Below are 21,808 nucleotides of genomic sequence, written 5' to 3'. Positions count from 1 at the left end.
GTAACTAAAAAACCTCACATTTCTGCGAGGTTTTCAATTATTTAATTAAACGATTTTATATTCTTTCATTTTTAATTTCCTCCACAATTTCAGGATTTAATAGAGTAGAAGTATCTCCAAAATTAGAGAAGTCACCTTCGGCAATTTTTCGTAAAATTCTGCGCATAATCTTTCCAGAACGGGTTTTCGGAAGTCCGGAAACAAACTGAATTTTATCCAGTTTAGCAATCGGACCAATCTGATCTGAGATCAACTGATTAATTTCTTTTACTAAATTTTCCTGCTTTCTGTCTGATCCTGAATCTTTTAAAATAACAAAACCATACAATGCACTTCCTTTAATATCGTGCGGGAAACCTACAATCGCAGATTCTGCCACCGCCGGATGTTCATTGATGCTGTCTTCAATCGGAGCTGTTCCCAAATTATGTCCGGAAACAATTACAACATCATCCACACGACCTGTAATTCTGTAATAACCGACTTCATCTCTCAAAGCACCATCACCAGTGAAATATTTCCCTGGAAATGCCGAGAAATACGTTTCTTTATATCTTTGATGGTCGCCCCAAATTGTTCTCGCAATTCCCGGCCAAGGAAAACGGATGCACAAGTTTCCTGTCACCTGATTTCCTGTAATTTCGTTGCGTTTGTCATCCATTAAAACGGGCTGAATTCCCGGTAATGGGAGTGTAGCATACGTCGGTTTGGTCGGCGTAACAAATGGGATAGGAGAGATCATAATTCCGCCGGTTTCTGTTTGCCACCACGTATCGACGATCGGACATTTTTTTCTGCCAACGTGATCGTTAAACCAATGCCATGCTTCATCGTTAATAGGTTCACCAACAGATCCGATCACTCTTAAAGAACTTAAATCATGTTTGTCAACCCACTCAGCACTTTCTTTAGCTAAAGAACGGATGGCGGTTGGTGCAGTATAAAATTGAGTGACTTTATGCTTTTCGATAACTTCCCAGAATCTGTCAGGCTCAGGATAGGTGGGAACTCCTTCGAAAATAACAGTGGTTGCACCATTTAAAAGCGGTCCGTACAAAATGTAAGAGTGTCCCGTAATCCAGCCGATATCTGCAGTACACCAGTAAATGTCGTTTTCCTGATAATTAAAAACATTTTTAAATGTGTATGCCGAATAAACCATGTAGCCGGCAGAGGTGTGAAGCATTCCCTTAGGTTTTCCAGTAGAACCTGATGTGTACAGAATAAACAGAGGATCTTCGGCATCCATAATGATCGTTACGAAATCGGCAGAGGCTTTTTCGTACAGGTCAGCCATCCAGAAATCTCTGCCTTCCTTCATTTTAACTTCGTTGTTGGTTCTTTTGACCACCAAAGTTTTTTCTACAGTAGGACATTTTTCCAAAGCTTCGTCGATGATTGATTTTAAATCTAAAACTTTATTGCCTCTGTAACTTCCGTCTGAAGTGATCAGCATTTTTGCGCCGCAGTCATTCACTCTCGAAACTACTGCCGAAGCTGAAAATCCGGCGAAAATAACTGAATGTACAGCTCCGATTTTCGCACAGGCCAACATCGTAACCGCCAATTCTGGAATCATCGGAAGATAGATGCAGACTCTGTCGCCTTTTTCGATGCCCATGTCTTTTAGAACATTTGCTGTTTTGTTGACTCTTTCGTATAATTCGTTGTAGGAAATGTGTTGCGCTTCTTCTTTTGGGTCGTTGGGTTCCCAAATGATGGCGGTTTTTTCGCCACGTACGGATAAATGTCTGTCGAGGCAGTTTTTGGTGATATTTAATTTAGCATCTTTAAACCATGTGATTTTTGCCTCATTCATATCATATTTTACCACCTTGCTCCACCTTTGGTACCAGACAAAATTTTGGTCCGCCACTTTATCCCAAAACTTTTTCGGGTTCTTGATTGATTTTTTGTACTCTTCAAAGTAGTGCGGTAAATCTTCTATCACGTAATTTCTCATACTTTTTCTTTTAAGAATTATTTATTATTTAAATTATTTTGTTGTGTTCTAATTTGAACACGAAGGTCACAAAGTTTTTTAAAATTAATGCTGCTTTAAGTCTCACAGAGCCGTTTCACTTATATAAGACAGACTTATTTATTTAAATTATTTATCAACAATTGTATCTAGTTGAAGTTCCATGATTGGTAGAAATCTGTTTTTTATGGATGTTTCTATTTTTCCAATTTTTGTAAACCCGAAGCTTTCATAAAATTTTTGTGCGTTCGGATCGGCATCCAGAATTATTATTTTGGTTTTGCTCTTTTTTATTTTTGAAATGAAATCATTCATTAATAATTTGCCATAACCTTTTCCAATTTCATCAGGTAAAACAAATAAATTATCAAGCTTTACAGTATTTTCATTTATACTGAAGTAAGAATAATAAGCAACCGTTGAGTTGTTGATCAATAATTTATAAACCTCATTATTTTTAAAGTATTCCTCTTTTATGGTAAGCAAATCAGACCATTCTTCCATTTGCTCATTCGAATATCCCCAGTATGCCTTTGACTTTTTTGTAATTTCTGTCAAAATTTTATGGTCATAGGTATTTGCTTTAATAATTTCCATTACTTATTTCTGTACTGTTGAATCTTTTCCTTCAACTCATCAATAATCTTCTCATCATCAATCGTCGATGGAATCTGAAATACTTTACCATCAATAATCGTTCGGATCAATTTTCTTAAAATTTTTCCTGAACGTGTTTTCGGAAGCCTTTTTACGACCATCACGCTTTTTAGGAAGGCAACAGCACCAATTTTTTCTCTTACTTTAAGAATGATTTCTTTTTCAACATTTTCTTCTATAATTTCTGAACCATTTTTCAAAACTACTGTAGCAAAAGGAACCTGTCCACGAAGATCATCATCGATTCCTACAACGGCACATTCCGCAACATCTGGGTGAGAGGAAACAATTTCTTCCATTTCTGAAGTAGATAGTCGGTGTCCGGCAACGTTGATGACATCATCAACCCGTCCTGTGATGAAAATATAACCGTCTTCGTCTTTTATCGCTCCGTCACCGGAAAAATAATAGCCTTTGTATTGTGATAAATAGCTTTTCTCAAAACGTTCGTAATCATTCCAGATTCCCAGCATTGCGCCGGGCGGAAGCGGAAGCTTGATGACAAGATAGCCTTCTTTATGTTCATCGAGTTCAAAGCCATTTTCGTCAAAAATTTTAATATCGTAACCTGGAATGGGTTTTCCAGCGGAAGCTCTTTTAATTTTATAATCTTCATTAAAAGTCAGTAACCCCAGCATCGGCGAGCCCGATTCTGTCTGCCACCAATGGTCGATGGCGGGAACTCCAATATGTTTTTCAAACCAATCCAAAGTTGCAACATCACAACGTTCGCCTGCCAGAAACTGTTTTTTGAAATGGCTCAAATTATATTTTTTAACCAGTTCGCCATTGGGATCTTCTTTTTTAATAGCTCTAATCGCCGTCGGAGCCGTAAACATTGCGGAAACTTTGTATTCAGAAATGATTCTCCAGAAAGTTCCTGCATCGGGAGTCATGATTGGTTTTCCTTCGAAAATAATGGTTGTGTTTCTGTTGATTAATGGGCCATAAACGCTGTAACTATGACCGACCGCCCATCCAAAATCTGAAGCTGCCCAAAAAGTTTCGCCCTGCTCAATTCCGTAAATGTATTTCATGGAAAATTTCAAAGCTGTAGCGTAACCACCTGTATCTCTTGTGATTCCTTTTGGTTTTCCTGTCGTACCTGAAGTGTATAAAAGGTAGAGCGGATGATTAGATTTAACGGAAACACAATCTGCAGGCTCGGATTTTTCGACCAATTCTTCATAATCAATGATGCCTTCAAACATTTCATGTTGATTGTCGACTAATTTTCTGTTGAAAACGATAATGTTATCTACTTTATCCTGAGCTAATTCGATCGCTTTCTCAACTAAAGGCAGATAAGGAATTCTTTTTGCAATTTCAATTCCTGCGGTGGCTGTAATTAAAGCTTTAGGTTTGCAATCATCGATTCTTACTACCAATTCGTGCGGCGCAAAACCTCCGAAAACAACATTGTGAATCACACCAATTCTCGCACAAGCCAACATCGCAAAAAGCGTCTGCGGAATCATCGGCATGTAAATCACGGCAGTGTCGCCTTTTTTTAAACCTAAAGAAACCAGTCCGCCAGCTAATTTTGAAATTTCTTTTTTAGCCTGATTGAAAGTGTATTTTATTTTCTGATTCGTAACGGGAGAATCGTAAACAATCGCAATTTCTTCCCCAAAACCATCTTCAATATGTTTGTCAATGCAGAGATAAGATATATTCAGTTTTCCGTCTGCAAACCATTGGGTATAGTCGTATTCGTCTTTTGAAATAATGGTTTCGGGAAATTCAAACCACGAAATTTCCTGTGCCTGCTCTTTCCAGAACTGCACTTTGTTTTCTATGCTTTGTTTAAATAGATTATCTGCGTTCATAATTTTTTTTGTTTAGCCATTGCGAGGAACGAAGCAATCTCATCCTTCAACAGATTGCTTCACTTTGTTCGCAATGACGCGATTAAGCGCTAAGAAGTTCTTCGATCTGCTGAATCAGTTTTTTGATCGAATAAGGTTTTGTTACGTATGCATCAGCTCCCATTTCAAGACCTTTTTTAATGTCTTTAGGGTTGTTTTTGGCGCTGAGAAACATAACTTTTGTATTGTTTAAATTTTCATTCTTTTTGATTTCTTCTAACGTGCTGTAGCCGTCGAGATTTGGCATCATAATGTCGAGTAAAATCACGTCAGGAACGATTGTTTTCAGAAATTCCAAAACTTCAGTTCCATCTCTGGCGATGAAAACTTCGTAACCGATTTTCCTGAAACTGTATTCCAATGACATTAAAATTTTGTGCTCGTCATCTGCAATTAATATTTTTTTCATTTTCTTTTTTGTTAGGTTGGAGAACCCGAAGGGTTCAATTTTCATAGCCGTAGGTGAAATTTATGGTATTATGATTTGCATAAAGCCAACCCGCAAGGGTTGAATTTTAAATAATATCACCTTCAAATTTAATCCCATTCTCGTTCAATAATCTTTTAAATTCATCCTCAAACGTCTCTTTCTTGTGATGATCTTTCTGGTTTTTAATATAATGGATAATCGTTTCTTTTTCTTTTACCGAACTCGTAAATGCGCCGTATCCTTCCTGCCATCCATTAAATTCAGGGAATAATCCTGATTCTTTCATCCATAAGTTACTTGCAATTTTAATATCTTTTATCAAACTGCTAAGGCTAACACTGGGATGCAGGTCAAAGAAAATATGCATGTGGTCCGGCATTCCGTTAATTCTGTATAATTTACATTTTTTATTCTTTAAAATACCCCAGATGTATTTGTAAAGTTCTGATTCATTTTTTTCATTAATTGTTGGTTCACGGTGTTTGGTTCCGAAAACGATGTGATAAAATATTTGTCTGTACGTTCCCATTTTTTCATTTGTGTTTTTGTTATTGAACCCTGTCGGGTTCATTTTTGTTTTGTTTTTTATTACCATAGGTTTAGCCTACGGTTTTTGATATTGAACTCTGTCGGGTTCGTTGCTTGCTTTTTCTGCGAACCATGGGTTTCACCCACGGCTACTAATATTGAACCCTGTCGGGTTCGTTTTACGTTGTCTCGATCTATCATAGGTTTCACCCACGGCTACTGATATTGAACCCTGTCGGGTTCGCCGTATACAGTGTCCTTTTACCATTGTTTCACCTACAGTTAATCAAATTGAACCCTGTCGGGTTCGTGGCTTGTTGTTTCCTTTTGACCACGGGTTTCACCCACGGCTACTGATATTGAACCCTGTCGGGTTCGCCGTTTACAGTGTCCTTTTTACCATAGGTTTCAACCATGGCTACTCATACTGAATTATTCAGGTTCTCCGCCATCATCTGTTTTTATCATTGGTAACGTTATGGTAAAGGTCACGCCCAATCCACTGTTCTCAGCTTTAATATTTCCATCGTGGGCTTCGACGATTCTTTTTGAAATCGCCAATCCGAGGCCGCTTCCGGTGGGTTTTCTTATGTTTTGATTTTTAGACTGATAAAATTTATCGAAAATCATTTCCAGATCTTCTTCAGGAATGTTTTTTCCTGTGTTGAAAATTTTGATAATTAAATCGTTGTCTTTTTCTGAAAATTTGGTCTGAATAATTCCCTGTTCGTCCGTAAATTTCAATGCATTGCCTAAAATATTCTGAAATAATTGGATAAATCTTGCTTCATCATATTCAAACAAATAATGATTCAGTAAATCAACCTCGCTTACGTGAATAAATTTCTGCTGAATTAAATGCAGGATAGGATTTAAAGCTTTCTTATATGTTTCAACAATATTATTTTCCTGAATGTTTAAAGCAATTTCTCCGTGTTGCAGTTTGTCCAAATATAAAATATCATTAATGATTTCACTCAAACGGTCAGATTCGGTGATGATATTATTTAAAAATTCTTTTTTGATTTCCAACGGAATATCATCGTCATCTGCCAAAATTTCTCCTGCAGAACGGATGGCTGTAATCGGTGTTCTCAATTCGTGCGCAACAGAATCCAGAAAATCATCTTTCTGACGGTCTTTTACAATCAGATTTTCATTAGCTGCACTGAGGTCGTTGGAAAGCTGTTTCAGTTCTTCAGATTTTTCCGTCAGTTTTTTATTTAATGTGATATTTTCTTTAGATTCCTCTAAAATATTTAAAACTTCCTTTAATGAAATTTTATCTTCTTTTGTCACGCCTTCAATCAAAATTTTCGCTGATGCCGTCCCGATTCTTCCTGCCAAAAGGTTTTCGGAGAATTTAATAAATCTTGAATCTGCAGTTTCAGTTTGCGAATCGATATTGTATTTAATATTGAAAATCCGCATTGCCTGTTCGGTTTTCTTTTTACCTAAGAAACGCTCCAGAATATTTTGAATATCAGAAACATAAGCAGTTCCCCTCCAGATGAAAGCATTTTCGTGGTTTTGAATGTATTTGTCGATATCAACATACAATTCGGCGAAATTTCTCTCACGGTAATTTCCTTTCATGCTTACGGAAAGTATGGTGAACAGGGCAGTATTTATCAAAATCGACCAAAAGAAAATCTGAGGAATGTGTCCCAGAAAAGATATTTTGAAAAAGTCAAAAGCATCATACATTTCTCTTAAAACTCCTTTCAGCTCAGAATTGTATGAGAAATAATATTGCGGAATAATTAAACCGAAATAACAGATGACCAAACCTGCAATCAAGCCCGTTACAGCACCTTTGTAACTTCCGCGACGCCAGAAAATGGCTCCGAAAAAGGAGGGAGCGAGCTGTGCAATCATCACAAATGAAATCAATCCTACAGAATCAAGTGACGTTTTTAGAATAAAATATTTGTAAAAGGCAAAAGCTAAAATAACCAACCCAAAAATCGAAAATTTGCGGATGTTGGTAATGTTTCGGTTGTTTTGAACTTCATTTTCAGCTTTAAATTTTCCCAGTAAACCGTAAGGAATGATAAGATTGTTTGAAAGCATGATTGACAACGTAATCGCCGAAATAATAATCATCGAAATGCACGAACTTAGACCTCCCAAAAAAACTAAAACTGTAATTAAAGTATTATCAAAATATTGAGGAATCAGGATAGAGTAGAACTCGGGATTGACGTTTTGTCCGTCAAAAATTAATCTTCCGCCCCAAGCGATCGGGAAGATGAAAATGGTAAAAATTAAAAGATATAATGGGAAAAACCAGATTGCTGTTTTGATGTGTTTTTCCTGTCTGTTTTCTACAATCGCAGTGTGAAACTGTCTCGGTAAAATGCAGATCGCAGTTCCGGAAATCATGCAGAGCACCATCCAGTTCATGGCTCCTTCAATTCCATTAAAGGTATTTTTAGCTTTAAAATCCGAAAACTTTGAAGCTTTCTGATAAATATCTCCGAAGCCATCGAAGACATAGTAAATCACAAAAACTCCGAGGATGATGATAAAAAATAATTTAAGAAAACTCTCCAATGCAATGGCAGAAATAATTCCTAAACGTTTTTCGGAGGCGTCAACATATCTCGTTCCATAATACGAAGCAAAAACTGCAATGAGAACAACCACGAAAGTTGCACTGTCCGTAAGAAGATTTTTGGAAACCGCAGTTTCTGTTACCAAATGAAAAGTTTCTGAAATCGCTTTGATCTGAAGTCCGATGTAAGGAATAATTGCAAAAAGACAAACCAAAGTAATGATGGCGCTGAAACTTCTGCTGTTCCCGTATCTTAAGGAAATAAAATCTGCAATGCTGCTTATTTTATTCACTCTTGAAATTCGGACAATCCTTGTGTTAATATAAATCCACGCCGGAATGACCATGATCGGGCCGATGTATATGGTCAGATAATCGAGTCCGCTTTTGGCTACAACACCAATGCTGCCATAATACGTCCATGCTGTGCAGTAAACGGCAAGTGAGAGCGCATAAATGTAGGGGTTGTTGATCCACATTTTACTCTTCTTCTTCTCTGCGAGGTGCGCAGCTAAGAACAAAAGGGCGAGATAGATCAAAACAACAATAAATAATGCTACACTACTCATCGTATTTTTTTATGATTACGAAAGAAATAATGATGGAAATCATCCAGACCGTAAAAAGATAAACAAGAATCATCGGATAACCGAACACTTCTCTTTCACTGTTAAAAAGCAACGAAATGGGAATACTGAAAGCGATAAGTAAACCTACGCTCAGAATAATCAGTTTTTGTTCGTGACGCTTTTTCATGATTGATGAATGATGATTGATAATTGATTGATTCGAATGTTTTAATATTATTTGATTTCGAATCAGATTTATATTTAAAATTGACTAACCTTTTTATTGATAAAAGATAATTGATGAACGGAAATCATTCATCAATTATCAATCATCGTTTATAAATTACGGCTTGTCATCAGAATATTCTCCAGTTAAAGAATAATATCCAAAAATTGCCATTCCTCCTGATACAATCGGTACCAATACAAAAAGTATGATGATTCCGAATACAAGATCTTCCTGTTTTCCTGAGGTTATTTTTGGGATTCCCATTACAGTGATACCGAAGTAGGCAACCACCAATGCAACTAAAATCCAAACTATGCCTAATATTTTTTTTAATCCGTCCATTTTGCTAGATTTAAAATTAGTAAATTTTTAAGTGATTCCGCCTGTTAATCGTGGATATTATTGTTCTTGTTTTTAAGATAGAATAACCCGATGACCAAACAGACTGCTGCGACGCCGATAGGATACCAAAGTCCTTCAAGATACCACGTCGCATGTCCTGCATCTTTTCCTGAGGTCACGAGATAAGTCGCCACTGCGGGAAGCAATCCTCCAAAAACCCCATTACCAATATGATACGGTAAAGACATCGATGTATAACGGATTCTCACAGGGAACATTTCCACTAAAAATGCTGCAATCGGACCATAAACCATCGTCACAAAAATCACCTGAATAAATACCAAGAAAACCAGATACCATCTCGTGTCATCATTCAGCGTAATTGAGGTTGATACCTTTGGCTCCTCAGCTTTTCCGTCTTTCATAACCAGACCCGCTGCTGACCAATGCACGATACTGTCTTTTTTAATTAAAGTTCCGTCGGTATAAGTCGTTTCTTTGTGAAATGTCACCAAACTGTCTGATGCAATTGTTTTATGAATAGCTGCAGCTCTCGTTTCTTTGATACCATTTTCTGCAACAGTTTTAGCTTCAATGTTGACGCTTTTGTACATCGCGTCGTAAATGGGTCTGTACGCTAAAATTGCCACCAACATTCCCGTCATCATAATCGCTTTTCTACCTATTTTATCTGAAAGCCAACCGAAAAATACGAAGAAAGGTGTTCCCATCAATAAAGCCGTTGCCATCAAATAATCGACCTGCATCGAGTTGATATTCATTACCTTTTGAAGGAAACTCATGGCGTAAAACTGTCCTGTGTACCAGATGACTCCTTGTCCCATCGCAGCCCCGAATAATGCCAGTAAGACAAATTTGAAGTTGAATTTATTCCCGAAACTTTCCTTTAGAGGATTGGTTGATGTTTTTCCTTCTGCTTTAGCTTTTGCGAACAGAGGAGATTCTTTCATGTTTTTTCTGATGAAATAGGAAACGCCCACCATTAAAATTGAAATCCAAAAAGGAACTCTCCATCCCCACGAATCAAAATCTTCAGCGGAAAGCGTATTTTTTGTAATTAAAATGACGATCAATGAAATGAAAAGTCCTGCTGTTGCGGTAGTTTGAATCCACGAAGTCCAGTATCCTCTTCTGTTGGGCTGAGAGTATTCTGCAACATAAGTCGCTGCTCCGCCGTATTCTCCTCCTAAAGCTAAACCCTGCAAAAGTCTTAATATTAAAACTAAAACCGGTGCCATAAATCCGATGGTTTCATATCCCGGAATACATCCGATCAGGAATGTTGAGAATCCCATGATCAGTAAGGTGACTAAGAAAGTATATTTTCTTCCGATGATATCTCCCAATCTTCCGAAAAACAAAGCTCCGAAAGGTCTTACCACAAATCCTGCTGCAAAAGTGGCCAGCGTAGATAAAAATGCTGCGGTAGGATTGTCTGCCGGAAAGAATTTGGTCGCCAAAACGACTGCGAGACTTCCGAAAATGTAGAAATCATACCATTCTATCAAAGTTCCGAGGGATGATGCGGTGATCACGCTCCAAATGGTGCGGTTTTTCTGCTTATCCGTCATATTCTCGTAAGCATCATGATGTTGTTCGCTCATATCAATAGATTTTTTTGTTAATTAAATTAAATGGAATTAGTTTTATAAATAAATCTGAAGCTGTACAATGAATTCTCCTTTAGATTTAGGATTTTCCGTCGGGCTTGTATAAACCGGTCTCGTAGAATACTGTGTTGTAATTTTTGCGTGATGACCGTCTAAAAACCAGTTGGCTCCCACATCAATTTGTGAAGAAGGTTTATCAAAAGCCTCAAAATCTTTATACGTGTAAGCAGCAAAAGGCTGGATTCTGATTTTTGGTTTTTCTGCCTGACTTGGCAATAATAATCCTGCCTGAGCATATACCACATTTCCGGTTCCAATCATCGGTTGAAGATTTCCGGGACCTGCCAAAGCTCTTTGACCGACAAAATTAGGGTCGTTGGCTGCGATATTCATGGTTCCTAAATTTCTGATATAATTTGGCCCGAAATTATAGTTGAAATATCCTGCATAAGCAGAAACTGCCATTTTATTTTTCGCTTCGCCCAAAGGAATATCGGCAAAAGCATCTACAGAAAGTAGGGTAATGTCGTGTTTTTCGATGTTGGAATTAAGAGAAGTTCTCGTGCCTTCCGCCTGATGGTAAAAACCTGCACCGACGTTGAAAACTCTTTTAGTTCCCAAATAAGAACCAACTTTGAAAGGAAGAAGATTAGATTCTGTATCTAAAAATTGATATTCAAAATAACCTGCCTTAGACCAGTTGGGATTTCCGTTGTTATCAACCGCAACCTGATTTCCTGGAACTAAAGTATTGGCCGGAGTTAAATCTGTCGCAAATGGTTTATTTAAACTCATTCGATATTCAAATTTTCCGTATTTACCTTTTGCAAAAACGCCCATTTGTCTTGCAAATTGGTCTGAATTATCAATTAAAGGCCAGCTGAAAACCGGAGAATCCAAAGTCAGAAAGTTCAGCGTGGAAGCCATTGTCATACGTGAAAGTCCCATGTAATAATGAAGTCCACCTCCCAAAGTCAGACTGAATTTCCCTGCTTCGCCCGGCATTACAACGGCATATTCATTCCACGCGTCGTGAAAAAAGATTTGAGGTTTTTTACCATTTCCATAGCCTCCTGTTCCGGTTGTTCCGGTTGCGCCTCCGTTAATAAAGGTTTGATTGTTGATTCCGATGTGCGTCATAATCATGTAACGCTTTGTAATCTGGGCGTATGCAAGAATACGTGCTCTTCGGTTTCCTAAATTCCAGGTATTATCTGTCGGTTCGCCTCCAACCATACTTCCGGGGTTCATTTCGGTGTTCCTGATCCAGAACTGATCCCATAAAATAAATCTTACGTATTTATCTCCTTCAGGATTTAAATTGATTTTTAAACCACCTCCGTAATCCGGAGATCCCTGACCGTATGCAGAACTGCTGATTAAAGCTAATCCAATAAAACTTAATATTTTCTTCATAAATTATTAATTTTTTGGCTGTTATTTTGTGAAAGCCAAATTGTAATTAATAATTTAGTTATGAAAATTTAGTATATATATATGGTTAGTATATAGTTTTTAATTTTAGACTACGAATTTTGAGTTTTGAATAGTTATATAATTAATATTTAAAATATTGATTTTTAGTTTACTAAAAGTACTTAGGATAACAGAATGAGATTTTTTAATTATCAATTATAATCTATCAATAATCAATCATTTTTTAAACCTCTCCCATTTAATCAGCATATATTTATCTGCAAACTGAGTGATGATGAGTCCTGAATTTTTGATATTTTCTTCCCTGCTCATGTATTCAATTAATTCATTTTGCTTCAAAATTTTATAAACAGGATGGAAGTCAGAATGGGGTGGTCTTGTAATATTGTATTTTTTAATCCACGAACTTACAGTAACGTGCGAAACACCTATAATACGCTCAATTTCACGGAAACTGAGTCCTTCAAGATACAGTTGCAATGCCTTGGTTACATAGTAATCGTCAATCTGCTTCCCGAGTTTCTTTACTGTAAAATAATAATTACAGTCTTTGCAATGAAATCGCTGCTTGTCATTGATGATTCCACTTTTTACAACATTTTTATTTTTGCATTTCGGACAGATATTTTCCATAGCTATACAATTTTAGCAAATGTATAATAATTTAGCGAAATTATAGTTTCAATATTAATTAATGACTTTTGAAAACTGAAAGTGTTTAAGGGAATAAGCAAATATTCTCGTACAAATAAAAGATATAGCGCATACCAATTCCAGTTAATAAATTCATAACCATACAAAGAAAAGGATTTCACACTTAAAAGATCCTTCGAAATGAAATTCAAAATCATTTCATGCCTGAAATTTAAACTGAAATTTACCCTAAATCAATCTTAAACTTCGTAGACTTTTTCACTTCATGTAAAACAATCGAACTGTGATATTGGCCGATATTGGGAATGTTTGAAATAACATTTACAGCAAAGTCATTATAAGAGTTGATATCCCGTGCAATAATTTTCAACATATAATCATACTCGCCGGACAAACTTATAATTTCCTGCACTTCATCGTATTGCGTAATATTTTCCTCAAAAGTCTCTAAAACCTTTTTAGACTGCTCTTTCAGACGCACGTTACAGTACACAACGATGTTAAGTCCCAATTTTTCACGGTTTAAAAGTCCGACATACTTTTCAATCACGCCCTGTTTCTCCAGCTGTTTGATGCGTTCATAGGTCGGAGTAAAGGTAAGACCGATTTTTTCCGAAATTTCTTTCACAGAATTGGTTGAATCTTCCTGAATAATGCTGAGAATCATTTTGTCTTTTAAATCCATATAAAAATGTTGAGATGAAACAAAAATAGCATTAAAAAATGAAAGTGATCATGCGGAATAATTTGATTTAATCTTAAAAATGGTTTTGCCAGTTCCCCCAAATGTTATATCTTTGCACCTAATGAATAACACAGTATTTATATCATTAGAATTACTGGGCGTAGACGCCCTTTACGATATTTATTTATTTTAAGCGAAGATATTTTCTTCGCTTTTTTTATGTTCAAAAATTAAGATATTATGTTTACGATTACCGAACTAAGTACAGAGAAAATCAACAAGATACTGACGGAAGCTTTGGCTTTTGCCAATGGAAAAACTGCCAAAATTGAAGGCGAGGTTTTCTGCTCAAATCTGTTTTTCGAAGACAGCACAAGAACCAAAACAAGCTTCGATGTTGCCGAAAGAAAACTGGGTTTGCAGGTCGTTCCATTTGATGCATCCAACAGTTCTGTCAATAAAGGTGAAAGTTTATATGATACCGTGAAGACGATTGAAAGCATCGGTGTAAATCTTGTTGTGATCAGAGATAAAAAAGACCGTTATTTTGATGATTTGAAAAACATTAACATTCCAGTCATCAACGGTGGCGACGGAACGGGAAATCATCCTTCACAATGTATGCTCGATTTGCTTACGATCTATCAGGAATTCGGAACATTTGAAGGTTTAAAAATCGGAATCGTTGGAGATGTAAAACACAGCCGTGTCGCCAACTCAAACGCTGAAGCATTAAGAAGATTGGGCGCAAAAGTATACTTTTCAGGACCTGAACAATGGTTTGATGAAGGAGCTTTGATTAACGGTACATATCTTTCTGTAGATGAGATGATTCACGATGTGGATGTTCTGATGTTGTTGAGAATCCAGCATGAAAGACATGATTCAAAAATGAGTTTCTCTGCTTCGGAATATCACAGAAAATATGGTTTGACGAAAGCAAGAGAAAAAACCATGAAAAAAGAAGCTATCATTATGCATCCCGCACCAATTAACAGAGGTGTGGAAATCGATACCGATTTGGTGGAATGTGAACGCTCAAGAATTTTCAAGCAAATGCAGAACGGTGTTTTCGCGAGAATGGCAATTCTGAAAAATGCTTTGGAGGAGAAAGGTTTTTCTTTTAAGTAAAAAGTTAAAGTAGAAAGAGCCAAGTGATTTACTTTTTAATATTTAATGACAAATTAACTCGTTAAAGCGAATTTTAAAAAGAATTATCATTGAGAAAAGCCCTGAAAGGGCGACCCATCAATAGCCATGGGTGAAGCCCATGGAAATAGAAAGGAAATCTGATTTGCGCGAGCCCTGAAAGGGTGTAATCGATACAATATCAGATAATTAAAGAAGGATAAAATAGAAATAAAGATAAAAGTTAAAATGAAGAAAAAATTAATACTGGAGTCCGGTGAAGTATTTCATGGAGAAGGTTTCGGAGCAGATTTGGAAACAGCAGGAGAGGTGGTTTTCAATACCGGAATGACGGGATATCAGGAATTGATTTCTGACCCATCGTACTGCGGTCAGATTGTTTGCATGACGTATCCGCTGATCGGAAATTACGGGATCAACCGTGATGACTACGAAAGCATCGAGCCTGCAATCAAAGGTCTTATTGTAAAGGAAATTTGCGATTTACCTTCCAATTTCAGAACACAGATTACATTACAGGAACTGTTTAAAAAGAAAAATCTATCAGGAATTTCAGGGATTGATACCAGAAGACTGACAAGAATTCTTCGTAATTCAGGTGTGGTAAAAGGAAAAATCGTGAATGCTGATGCAGACGAAAACAATACTGTTGAAGAATTAAAATCAACAACGTTCCCAACCAATCAGGTAGAGCAGGTTTCCACAAAAACCTCTTATGCCAACCCGGGAAGAGGACTTAAAGTAGTACTTGTAGATTTTGGTTCTAAATTAGGAATAATCAGAGAATTATCTCAAAGAAATTGCGATATTATTGTAGTTTCGCAGGATACAACAGCTGAAGAAATTTTGTTGATGGATCCAGATGGAATCATGTTATCCAACGGACCCGGAGATCCTGAAGACAACCAACACGCTTTAGAAATGATCCGCGGATTATTAGGAAAAGTTCCAATTTTCGGGATTTGCCTTGGACATCAGTTGATTGGACTGGCTTGTGGAGCGAAAACCTTCAAATTAAAATTCGGTCACAGAGGAGGAAATCACCCTGTTTTGGATTTGGAAAAGAATAAAGTAGCCATCACTTCTCAAAATCACGGTTACGCAGTTGATCAGGAGAGTCTTAAAGGAACAGATTTAATAGAAACCCATATCGCATTGAATGACAGAACAAATGAAGGTTTGAAACACAAAATTCATCCTTGCTTCTCAGTTCAATATCACCCTGAAGCGAGCCCGGGTCCAGAGGATGCGAATTATTTGTTTGATGATTTCATCACATTGATGGAGGATTTTAAAAAGTAGAAGATTAATTTGGGCAGCTTATCCGCCTTCCGTTCCCGCTTTTTTGCTCGTCGTGCCTCCTCACAAAAAGAGCTCCACTCAAGTCGGGCTGCGGGCAATTCGCTGCAAATTAGAAGAATCCGAAGGATTCAATATAAATAGCCGTAGGTGAAACCTATGGTAATGGTGAAACAATCATCATCCGAACCCGAAAGGGTTCAACAACAAAAGGATAATTTTAAAAATGAAAAGAAACGACATAAAAACAATTTTAGTAATCGGTTCCGGCCCAATTATCATCGGTCAGGCGGCGGAATTTGATTACGCAGGAACGCAGGCCTGTCTTTCCCTGAGAGAAGAAGGCTACAAGGTGATTTTGATCAATTCAAATCCTGCAACGATTATGACGGATGTTGAAATCGCTGACAAGGTTTACATCGAGCCGATTTCGCTTCAGTTTGTAAGTCACATCATCAGAAAAGAGCGTCCGGATGCACTTTTACCAACACTTGGCGGACAAACAGGTCTGAACATGGCGGTGGAACTTGAAAAATCAGGGATTCTTGAAGAGTGCAAGGTGGAAGTTTTGGGAACTACACTTTCAGCGATCAACAGAGCGGAAGACAGAGATCTGTTCCGTGAACTGATGAGAGAATTAAATGAACCCGTTCCTGAATCTGACATCGTGAATACAGTAGAAGGAGCGCTTCGTTTTGCTGAAGAAATCGGATATCCGGTAATTGTTCGTCCAGCCTTCACCATGGGAGGAACCGGTGGTGGAATCGCATCAACAGAAGCTGAATTAAAGGAAATCGCAGAATTAGGTCTGAAATACAGTCCGGTAACACAGTGTTTGATCGAGAGATCAATCGCAGGTTTCAAGGAAATTGAATACGAAGTAATGCGTGATGCAAACGACAACGCGATTGTGGTTTGTAACATGGAAAATATAGATCCGGTGGGAGTTCACACAGGTGACTCAATCGTTGTGGCGCCTTCTCAGACGCTTTCAGACAGAGAGTATCAGCTGTTGAGAAACGCTTCACTGAAAATCATCAGAGCCTTAGGAATCGAAGGTGGATGTAACGTGCAGTTGGCGTTAGACCCGCATTCATTCGATTACTACATCATCGAGGTAAATCCAAGAGTTTCCCGTTCATCGGCTTTGGCATCAAAAGCAACTGGTTATCCGATTGCTAAGATTGCTGCAAAAATCGCTGTTGGATTGACTTTAGATGAAATCATGAATCCTGTTACAGGAAAAACTTACGCTTGTTTCGAGCCGGCTTTGGACTATGTGGTAACCAAATTCCCAAGATTTCCTTTCGACAAATTCGAAACGGCAGACAGAAGATTGTCTACTCAGATGAAAGCGACCGGAGAAGTAATGGCGATTGGAAGAAATTTCGAAGAGTCTTTACAGAAAGCCGTGCGTTCTCTGGAAACTGGATTGAGACATTTAGGTTTAAAAACAAAACAGGCTGCAGTTTTAACGGACGAAGATATCGAAAGAAGAATCAGAGTTTGTGATGACGAGAGACTGTTTATCATTTGTGATGCTTTAAGAAGAGGTTACGACTGGGAACAAATCGTAGAATGGAGTAAAATTGATAAATTCTTCATCTGGAAATTAAAGAAATTAGTTGATTTCGAAAAGACAATTGCCGATAACAGATTCGATAAGGAAATTTTAATTCAGTCTAAAAAATTAGGTTTCTCAGATCAGAATATCGCTCATTTATGGGAATCTACGCAGAGAGAGGTTTACAATTTCAGAAAAGAAAACGGAATTGTGCCGGTTTACAAAATGGTAGACACCTGTGCTGCTGAATTTGAATCTGAAACACCTTATTTCTACGGAACTTACGAGGAAGAAAACGAATCTGTAGTTACAGACAAAGAGAAAATCATCGTTTTAGGTTCCGGACCTATCAGAATCGGGCAGGGAGTTGAGTTTGATTACGCAACGGTTCATTCGGTTTGGGCAATCAAAGAAATGGGTTACGAAGCGATTATCATTAACAATAATCCTGAAACGGTTTCTACAGACTTCTCGATTTCAGATAAATTATACTTCGAACCTTTGACGGAAGAAGATGTAATGAACATCATCGACCTTGAAAAACCAAAAGGTGTCGTAGTACAGTTTGGTGGACAGACAGCCATCAATTTAGCAGATAAATTAGCAGCTTACGGTGTTCAGATTTTAGGAACTTCACTGGAAGATTTGGATAGAGCTGAAAACAGAGATAAATTCGAAAAAGCCCTTCAGGAACTGGGAATTCCACAGCCTTTAGGAAAAACTTCGACTTCAAAAGAAGAAGCGATTGTGATTGCAAACGAAATCGGTTATCCGGTTTTGGTTCGTCCAAGCTACGTTTTGGGAGGTAGAGCGATGGAAATTGTGTACACTGAAGCAGAATTGGCGCACTACATGGAATTTGCGGTAGATGCAAGTCCGGATCAGCCGGTTTTGGTTGACCGTTACATCACGGGAAGAGAAGTGGAAGTCGATGCAATCTGCGACGGCGAAACAGTAATCATTCCTGGAATTATGGAACACATCGAAAGAGCAGGAGTTCACTCGGGTGATTCGATTGCAGTGTATCCGCCACAGAATGTTTCTCAGGCAGAAATCGATACTTTGGTAGATTATACTCAAAGATTAGCTAAAGGCTTGAATGTAATTGGTTTAATGAATATCCAATATGTTCTTTTTGAAGGAAATGTATATGTGATTGAGGTAAATCCTCGTTCATCAAGAACAGTTCCTTTCTTGTCTAAAATTACCGATGTTCCAATGGCAAACTTGGCTACAAAAGCAATTTTAGGTCAGAAACTGAAAGATTTAGGCTACAAAAACGGATTGGTTCCGAATAAAGAAGGTGTTTTCGTAAAAGTTCCTGTGTTCTCATTCTCAAAATTAACGAAAGTTGACATCTCTTTAGGCCCAGAAATGAAGTCTACAGGAGAGGTTATGGGGAAAGACACGACTTTGGAAAAAGCACTCTACAAAGGATTGGTTGCAGCCGGAAGAAAAGTTCCGATGCACGGTTCAATCCTGTTCACGGTAGCTGATAAACACAAACAGGAAGCCGCTGATCTGGCTTCAAGATTCCACGAAGTTGGTTTCAGAATCTGGGCAACGGAAGGAACGGCAAAATTCTTCGAAGAAAAAGGTATTCCATGCAAAATCGGATACAAAATCGGCGAAGAAGATGTCAACCTGATCGATTTAATTCAAAAAGGAAAAGTTCAGTACGTTGTCAATACCATGACCAAAGGAAAACAGTCTGAAAGAGACGGTTTCCAGATCAGAAGAATGAGTGTTGAAAACGGCGTTCCTTGTTTAACATCGATGGATACAGTTGAAGCGATCCTGAAAGTGATTGAGAGTATGAGCTTTAAGATGGAGACGATGTAGTTTTAGCACGTTTCTACTTTCATAAATTAAACCTAACAGCTTTTTAAACTGTTAGGTTTTTTTATTAAATTTGTAATGTAAATCTTTAAATATGACAACAATAACGATTAAAATTAACGAACGTACCAAAGCAGGTAAGACTTTGAGAAATTTGATTGACATTTTTTCTAAAGAAAAGAATGGAGTTGAAATAATTTCTGAGAAAGATAATTATAACGAAGAGTTTGTTGAAAAGATTTTAAATTCTCATAAAAATGATAAGCGTGTAATCATTGAAACTGATAAATTGTGGGAAAGTATCTGATAAAATATACTGAAACAGCAATTAAAGATTTACAGAAACACAAAAAATCAGGAGATAAAGCTACACTTAACAGAATTTCAAAAATTATATCGGAATTGGAAGAGCATCCGTACATTGGAATCGGTCAACCTGAACAATTAAAATATAAGCTTTCAGGTTTTTGGTTCCGAAGAATTAATCAGAAAGATAGAATTGTTTATACCGTTGAGGAAGAAACTGTAATTGTTGAAATTATTTCTGCAATGGGACATTACGAAGATAAGTGATTTTAATTCATTGATAGATAATAGAACCATACTTATAGTTATTGCAGCAGTAGCTTCACGATAATGACGATGTAGTTCTAAAATAAAATAAAAGAAAGCAGGAGAAAAATCTTCCGCTTTTTTTATGGATATTTTTCAGGATTTTGCGAGGTATGAAAAACTCTGAAAATTTTTATAATTTCCTTGTCTTTTTCAATCTTATAAATAATAATGAATGGAAAGACTTTAAGAGGCAAACGGTGAAAATCGTTGTGGATTTTTTGGTAGTAAGTAACTTTCCTAAGTTTGCTCACTGTAAATTTGAAATCTCTAAAGAAACTGTTTGCTACTCGTTTACCAGCGACATCTCTGTAATATTCGAAAGAATTTATAATATCTCTGTTTGCTTCAGAAGTGGTTACTATTTTAAACGCCATACTTTGCTTTCATTTCAGCAAACAAATCTTCAATCGGCATAAAATCTTCATCTTTCAAATTTTCCATTGCATCCAATTCACGTTTCTGCTGATCTGTCAACTGGTAATTTAAATTATGTTCATACCAATTTTTTTCAGATTTGTTTTCAATAATTCCATCAAGATATCCCAAAACTTGTTTCAGAATTTCCTCAGGTTCATTCTTTAGTTTTTGATTGATTATATGTAATGTATTAGAACTCATTGGACTTATTTTTATCAAAGTTAATAAAAATTTTAATTCAAAATTGTGATTCTGATTTATGAATTTTAATTAAAAGTAAATGATAAATTTGAAAATCACGACTTAAAACCAGTTAAAAGTTGCTCCAAATTTTACCCCAAACTCCTATCCAAATGCACATAACCTCCATCCACATGAATCAATTGTCCAGTAGTATGCGAAGATTTTTCAGATAGAAGAAACACTGCCATATTCGCAATTTCTTCGGAAGTCGTCATACGATTTTCCAAAGGAATTTTTGAAGTAATGCTTTTTAGCTTCTTTTCCGGATTTTCAAAAGTTGATATCCATGATTCGTAAAGCGGAGTCCACGCTTCTGCAACGATGATTGCATTCACACGGATGCTGTAAGGCAAAAGTTCAACCGCCCATTCTCTCGTCAAAGCATTTCTCGCCCCGTTTGCTGCGGCATATCCGGATGTTCCGCCCTGTCCGGTTTCTGCTGTTTTGCTTCCAATATTTAAAATCGAACCCTTACTTTCCTTCAGATAGGGAAGTGCGTGATGCACCAAAAGATAGTAATGCACCACATTTTTATGATAGGAGGAAATAAAACCTTCATATGAACCATTTTCCAGTCCAACACCATCGTTGACACCAGCGTTATTGACAATTCCATCGATTTTACCATATTTTTTCACGACTTCATCTATGGCTTTTTTGCATTCTTCAGGTTGAGAAAGTTCAGCAGTCACAAAATCAGATTTGTCACCATTTTCTAGGATTTCCTGAACGGCATTTCTGTTATCGTTTTCATTTCTTCCGATAATTATTGGCAACGCATTTTCTTCAGCTAAAACTTTAGCAATCGCATTTCCAATTCCCTTTGCACCGCCACTTACTATGATTATTTTATGGTCTAAATTTAAATTCATGTTATTGTTTTTAAACGCAATGAGCGCGAAGATTTTTTTGAATACTTACTGTTTTTAAGTCCGCAAAACAAAGTTTCGCCGATTCAAATAAAATCAATTATATAATTGAGGCAAAGGCGTTTGACTACGTCGAATCTTCGATTTCACTCAGCCAAAAATAAGTCTTTAATTTATCACATTCCCGAACAAAAATCTTTGATTTTTAAACTTATGTGCTCTAAATATTCTCAAACCATTAAACT

General features: G+C 37.0%; 20 protein-coding genes. 5 read left to right on the top strand and 15 right to left on the bottom strand.

Going from position 1 to position 21,808, the window contains the following annotated elements; genetic code table 11:
* Positions 1 to 55: 55 nt before the first annotated feature.
* From acs to NG809_RS02105, 12 genes are all read right to left on the bottom strand, one after another.
* Positions 56 to 1,963, bottom strand: a complete 1,908-nt coding sequence (acs, locus tag NG809_RS02160) for an acetate--CoA ligase (protein WP_262147667.1) — start codon at positions 1,961 to 1,963, stop codon at positions 56 to 58.
* A gap of 147 nt (positions 1,964 to 2,110) precedes the next feature.
* Positions 2,111 to 2,578: a GNAT family N-acetyltransferase gene (locus tag NG809_RS02155; protein WP_262147665.1), complete on the bottom strand. Its 468-nt coding sequence runs from the start codon at positions 2,576 to 2,578 to the stop codon at positions 2,111 to 2,113.
* Positions 2,578 to 4,467: an AMP-binding protein gene (locus tag NG809_RS02150; RefSeq protein ID WP_262147663.1), complete on the bottom strand. Its 1,890-nt coding sequence runs from the start codon at positions 4,465 to 4,467 to the stop codon at positions 2,578 to 2,580. Before NG809_RS02150 ends, NG809_RS02155 begins: the two co-directional genes overlap by 1 nt.
* A gap of 82 nt (positions 4,468 to 4,549) precedes the next feature.
* The gene (locus tag NG809_RS02145) at positions 4,550 to 4,915 is read right to left on the bottom strand and encodes a response regulator transcription factor (RefSeq protein WP_262147660.1); all 366 of its coding nucleotides are present in this window, start codon (positions 4,913 to 4,915) and stop codon (positions 4,550 to 4,552) included.
* Positions 4,916 to 5,021: 106 nt separating this feature from the next.
* Positions 5,022 to 5,507 (bottom strand): IS200/IS605 family transposase, encoded by a 486-nt coding sequence (tnpA, locus tag NG809_RS02140; RefSeq protein WP_262147658.1) that lies wholly within the window; start codon positions 5,505 to 5,507, stop codon positions 5,022 to 5,024.
* 389 nt (positions 5,508 to 5,896) lie between these two features.
* A complete protein-coding gene (locus tag NG809_RS02135) occupies positions 5,897 to 8,590 on the bottom strand; it encodes an ATP-binding protein (RefSeq protein WP_262147656.1) in 2,694 nt (897 codons plus the stop codon).
* On the bottom strand, positions 8,583 to 8,777 hold the full coding sequence (locus NG809_RS02130) for a hypothetical protein (RefSeq protein WP_056029475.1): 195 nt from the start codon (positions 8,775 to 8,777) through the stop codon (positions 8,583 to 8,585). The genes NG809_RS02135 and NG809_RS02130 overlap by 8 nt, the downstream gene beginning before the upstream one ends.
* Positions 8,778 to 8,933: 156 nt before the next feature.
* On the bottom strand, positions 8,934 to 9,161 hold the full coding sequence (locus tag NG809_RS02125; RefSeq protein WP_262147651.1) for a DUF6814 family protein: 228 nt from the start codon (positions 9,159 to 9,161) through the stop codon (positions 8,934 to 8,936).
* Positions 9,162 to 9,205: 44 nt separating this feature from the next.
* Positions 9,206 to 10,786 carry an MFS transporter gene (locus NG809_RS02120; RefSeq protein WP_262147649.1) on the bottom strand — a complete coding sequence of 527 codons (1,581 nt, stop codon included), beginning with the start codon at positions 10,784 to 10,786 and terminating at the stop codon, positions 9,206 to 9,208.
* 42 nt (positions 10,787 to 10,828) lie between these two features.
* Positions 10,829 to 12,208 carry a porin gene (locus NG809_RS02115; RefSeq protein WP_262147647.1) on the bottom strand — a complete coding sequence of 460 codons (1,380 nt, stop codon included), beginning with the start codon at positions 12,206 to 12,208 and terminating at the stop codon, positions 10,829 to 10,831.
* A 237-nt stretch (positions 12,209 to 12,445) separates the two neighbouring features.
* Positions 12,446 to 12,862: an IS1/IS1595 family N-terminal zinc-binding domain-containing protein gene (locus tag NG809_RS02110; RefSeq protein WP_262147646.1), complete on the bottom strand. Its 417-nt coding sequence runs from the start codon at positions 12,860 to 12,862 to the stop codon at positions 12,446 to 12,448.
* Positions 12,863 to 13,106: 244 nt separating this feature from the next.
* Entirely contained in the window at positions 13,107 to 13,568 is a 462-nt protein-coding gene (locus NG809_RS02105; protein ID WP_262147644.1) for an Lrp/AsnC family transcriptional regulator, read from the bottom strand.
* Between the two features lie 240 nt (positions 13,569 to 13,808).
* Between NG809_RS02105 and NG809_RS02100 the strand changes: the two genes are divergently transcribed.
* The 5 genes from NG809_RS02100 (at position 13,809) to NG809_RS02080 (ending at position 19,992) form a co-directional block, all read left to right on the top strand.
* Positions 13,809 to 14,699 carry an aspartate carbamoyltransferase catalytic subunit gene (locus NG809_RS02100; RefSeq protein WP_262147642.1) on the top strand — a complete coding sequence of 297 codons (891 nt, stop codon included), beginning with the start codon at positions 13,809 to 13,811 and terminating at the stop codon, positions 14,697 to 14,699.
* 246 nt (positions 14,700 to 14,945) lie between these two features.
* Complete coding sequence (locus NG809_RS02095; RefSeq protein ID WP_262147640.1) at positions 14,946 to 16,019, top strand: carbamoyl phosphate synthase small subunit; 1,074 nt, start codon at positions 14,946 to 14,948, stop codon at positions 16,017 to 16,019.
* A gap of 223 nt (positions 16,020 to 16,242) precedes the next feature.
* Positions 16,243 to 19,422, top strand: a complete 3,180-nt coding sequence (gene carB / locus NG809_RS02090) for a carbamoyl-phosphate synthase large subunit (RefSeq protein ID WP_262147638.1) — start codon at positions 16,243 to 16,245, stop codon at positions 19,420 to 19,422.
* Between the two features lie 91 nt (positions 19,423 to 19,513).
* Positions 19,514 to 19,726, top strand: a complete 213-nt coding sequence (locus NG809_RS02085; protein ID WP_262147636.1) for a DUF2683 family protein — start codon at positions 19,514 to 19,516, stop codon at positions 19,724 to 19,726.
* Positions 19,711 to 19,992 (top strand): Txe/YoeB family addiction module toxin, encoded by a 282-nt coding sequence (locus NG809_RS02080; RefSeq protein WP_262147634.1) that lies wholly within the window; start codon positions 19,711 to 19,713, stop codon positions 19,990 to 19,992. The genes NG809_RS02085 and NG809_RS02080 overlap by 16 nt, the downstream gene beginning before the upstream one ends.
* A 122-nt stretch (positions 19,993 to 20,114) precedes the next feature.
* Here the strand turns inward: NG809_RS02080 and NG809_RS02075 are convergent, their stop codons facing one another.
* The 3 genes from NG809_RS02075 to NG809_RS02065 all read right to left on the bottom strand — a co-directional run bounded on the left by NG809_RS02075 (position 20,115) and on the right by NG809_RS02065 (position 21,566).
* Positions 20,115 to 20,408: a type II toxin-antitoxin system RelE/ParE family toxin gene (locus NG809_RS02075; protein ID WP_262147633.1), complete on the bottom strand. Its 294-nt coding sequence runs from the start codon at positions 20,406 to 20,408 to the stop codon at positions 20,115 to 20,117.
* Complete coding sequence (locus tag NG809_RS02070; RefSeq protein WP_262147631.1) at positions 20,398 to 20,652, bottom strand: hypothetical protein; 255 nt, start codon at positions 20,650 to 20,652, stop codon at positions 20,398 to 20,400. Before NG809_RS02070 ends, NG809_RS02075 begins: the two co-directional genes overlap by 11 nt.
* 131 nt (positions 20,653 to 20,783) lie before the next feature.
* The gene (locus tag NG809_RS02065) at positions 20,784 to 21,566 is read right to left on the bottom strand and encodes an L-fucose dehydrogenase (protein ID WP_262147629.1); all 783 of its coding nucleotides are present in this window, start codon (positions 21,564 to 21,566) and stop codon (positions 20,784 to 20,786) included.
* Positions 21,567 to 21,808 lie beyond the last annotated feature (242 nt).

The sequence above is a fragment of the Chryseobacterium foetidum genome (genome assembly GCF_025457425.1).
In the GTDB taxonomy this organism is placed as follows: domain Bacteria; phylum Bacteroidota; class Bacteroidia; order Flavobacteriales; family Weeksellaceae; genus Chryseobacterium; species Chryseobacterium foetidum.
The sequence above is the reverse complement of the archived record's forward strand: the minus strand, read 5'-3'. Positions and strand labels throughout refer to the sequence as shown.

Coding starts and splice junctions, on each gene's coding strand:
- tnpA (WP_262147658.1), bottom strand. CDS start 5,507: ATGAACCCGACAGGGTTCAATAACAAAAACACAAATGAAAAAATGGGA.
- NG809_RS02155 (WP_262147665.1), bottom strand. CDS start 2,578: ATGGAAATTATTAAAGCAAATACCTATGACCATAAAATTTTGACAGAA.
- NG809_RS02125 (WP_262147651.1), bottom strand. CDS start 9,161: ATGGACGGATTAAAAAAAATATTAGGCATAGTTTGGATTTTAGTTGCA.
- NG809_RS02145 (WP_262147660.1), bottom strand. CDS start 4,915: ATGAAAAAAATATTAATTGCAGATGACGAGCACAAAATTTTAATGTCA.
- NG809_RS02100 (WP_262147642.1), top strand. CDS start 13,809: ATGTTTACGATTACCGAACTAAGTACAGAGAAAATCAACAAGATACTG.
- acs (WP_262147667.1), bottom strand. CDS start 1,963: ATGAGAAATTACGTGATAGAAGATTTACCGCACTACTTTGAAGAGTAC.
- NG809_RS02130 (WP_056029475.1), bottom strand. CDS start 8,777: ATGAAAAAGCGTCACGAACAAAAACTGATTATTCTGAGCGTAGGTTTA.
- NG809_RS02070 (WP_262147631.1), bottom strand. CDS start 20,652: ATGAGTTCTAATACATTACATATAATCAATCAAAAACTAAAGAATGAA.
- NG809_RS02075 (WP_262147633.1), bottom strand. CDS start 20,408: ATGGCGTTTAAAATAGTAACCACTTCTGAAGCAAACAGAGATATTATA.
- NG809_RS02065 (WP_262147629.1), bottom strand. CDS start 21,566: ATGAATTTAAATTTAGACCATAAAATAATCATAGTAAGTGGCGGTGCA.
- NG809_RS02115 (WP_262147647.1), bottom strand. CDS start 12,208: ATGAAGAAAATATTAAGTTTTATTGGATTAGCTTTAATCAGCAGTTCT.
- NG809_RS02105 (WP_262147644.1), bottom strand. CDS start 13,568: ATGGATTTAAAAGACAAAATGATTCTCAGCATTATTCAGGAAGATTCA.
- NG809_RS02150 (WP_262147663.1), bottom strand. CDS start 4,467: ATGAACGCAGATAATCTATTTAAACAAAGCATAGAAAACAAAGTGCAG.
- NG809_RS02135 (WP_262147656.1), bottom strand. CDS start 8,590: ATGAGTAGTGTAGCATTATTTATTGTTGTTTTGATCTATCTCGCCCTT.
- NG809_RS02095 (WP_262147640.1), top strand. CDS start 14,946: ATGAAGAAAAAATTAATACTGGAGTCCGGTGAAGTATTTCATGGAGAA.
- NG809_RS02085 (WP_262147636.1), top strand. CDS start 19,514: ATGACAACAATAACGATTAAAATTAACGAACGTACCAAAGCAGGTAAG.
- NG809_RS02110 (WP_262147646.1), bottom strand. CDS start 12,862: ATGGAAAATATCTGTCCGAAATGCAAAAATAAAAATGTTGTAAAAAGT.
- carB (WP_262147638.1), top strand. CDS start 16,243: ATGAAAAGAAACGACATAAAAACAATTTTAGTAATCGGTTCCGGCCCA.
- NG809_RS02120 (WP_262147649.1), bottom strand. CDS start 10,786: ATGAGCGAACAACATCATGATGCTTACGAGAATATGACGGATAAGCAG.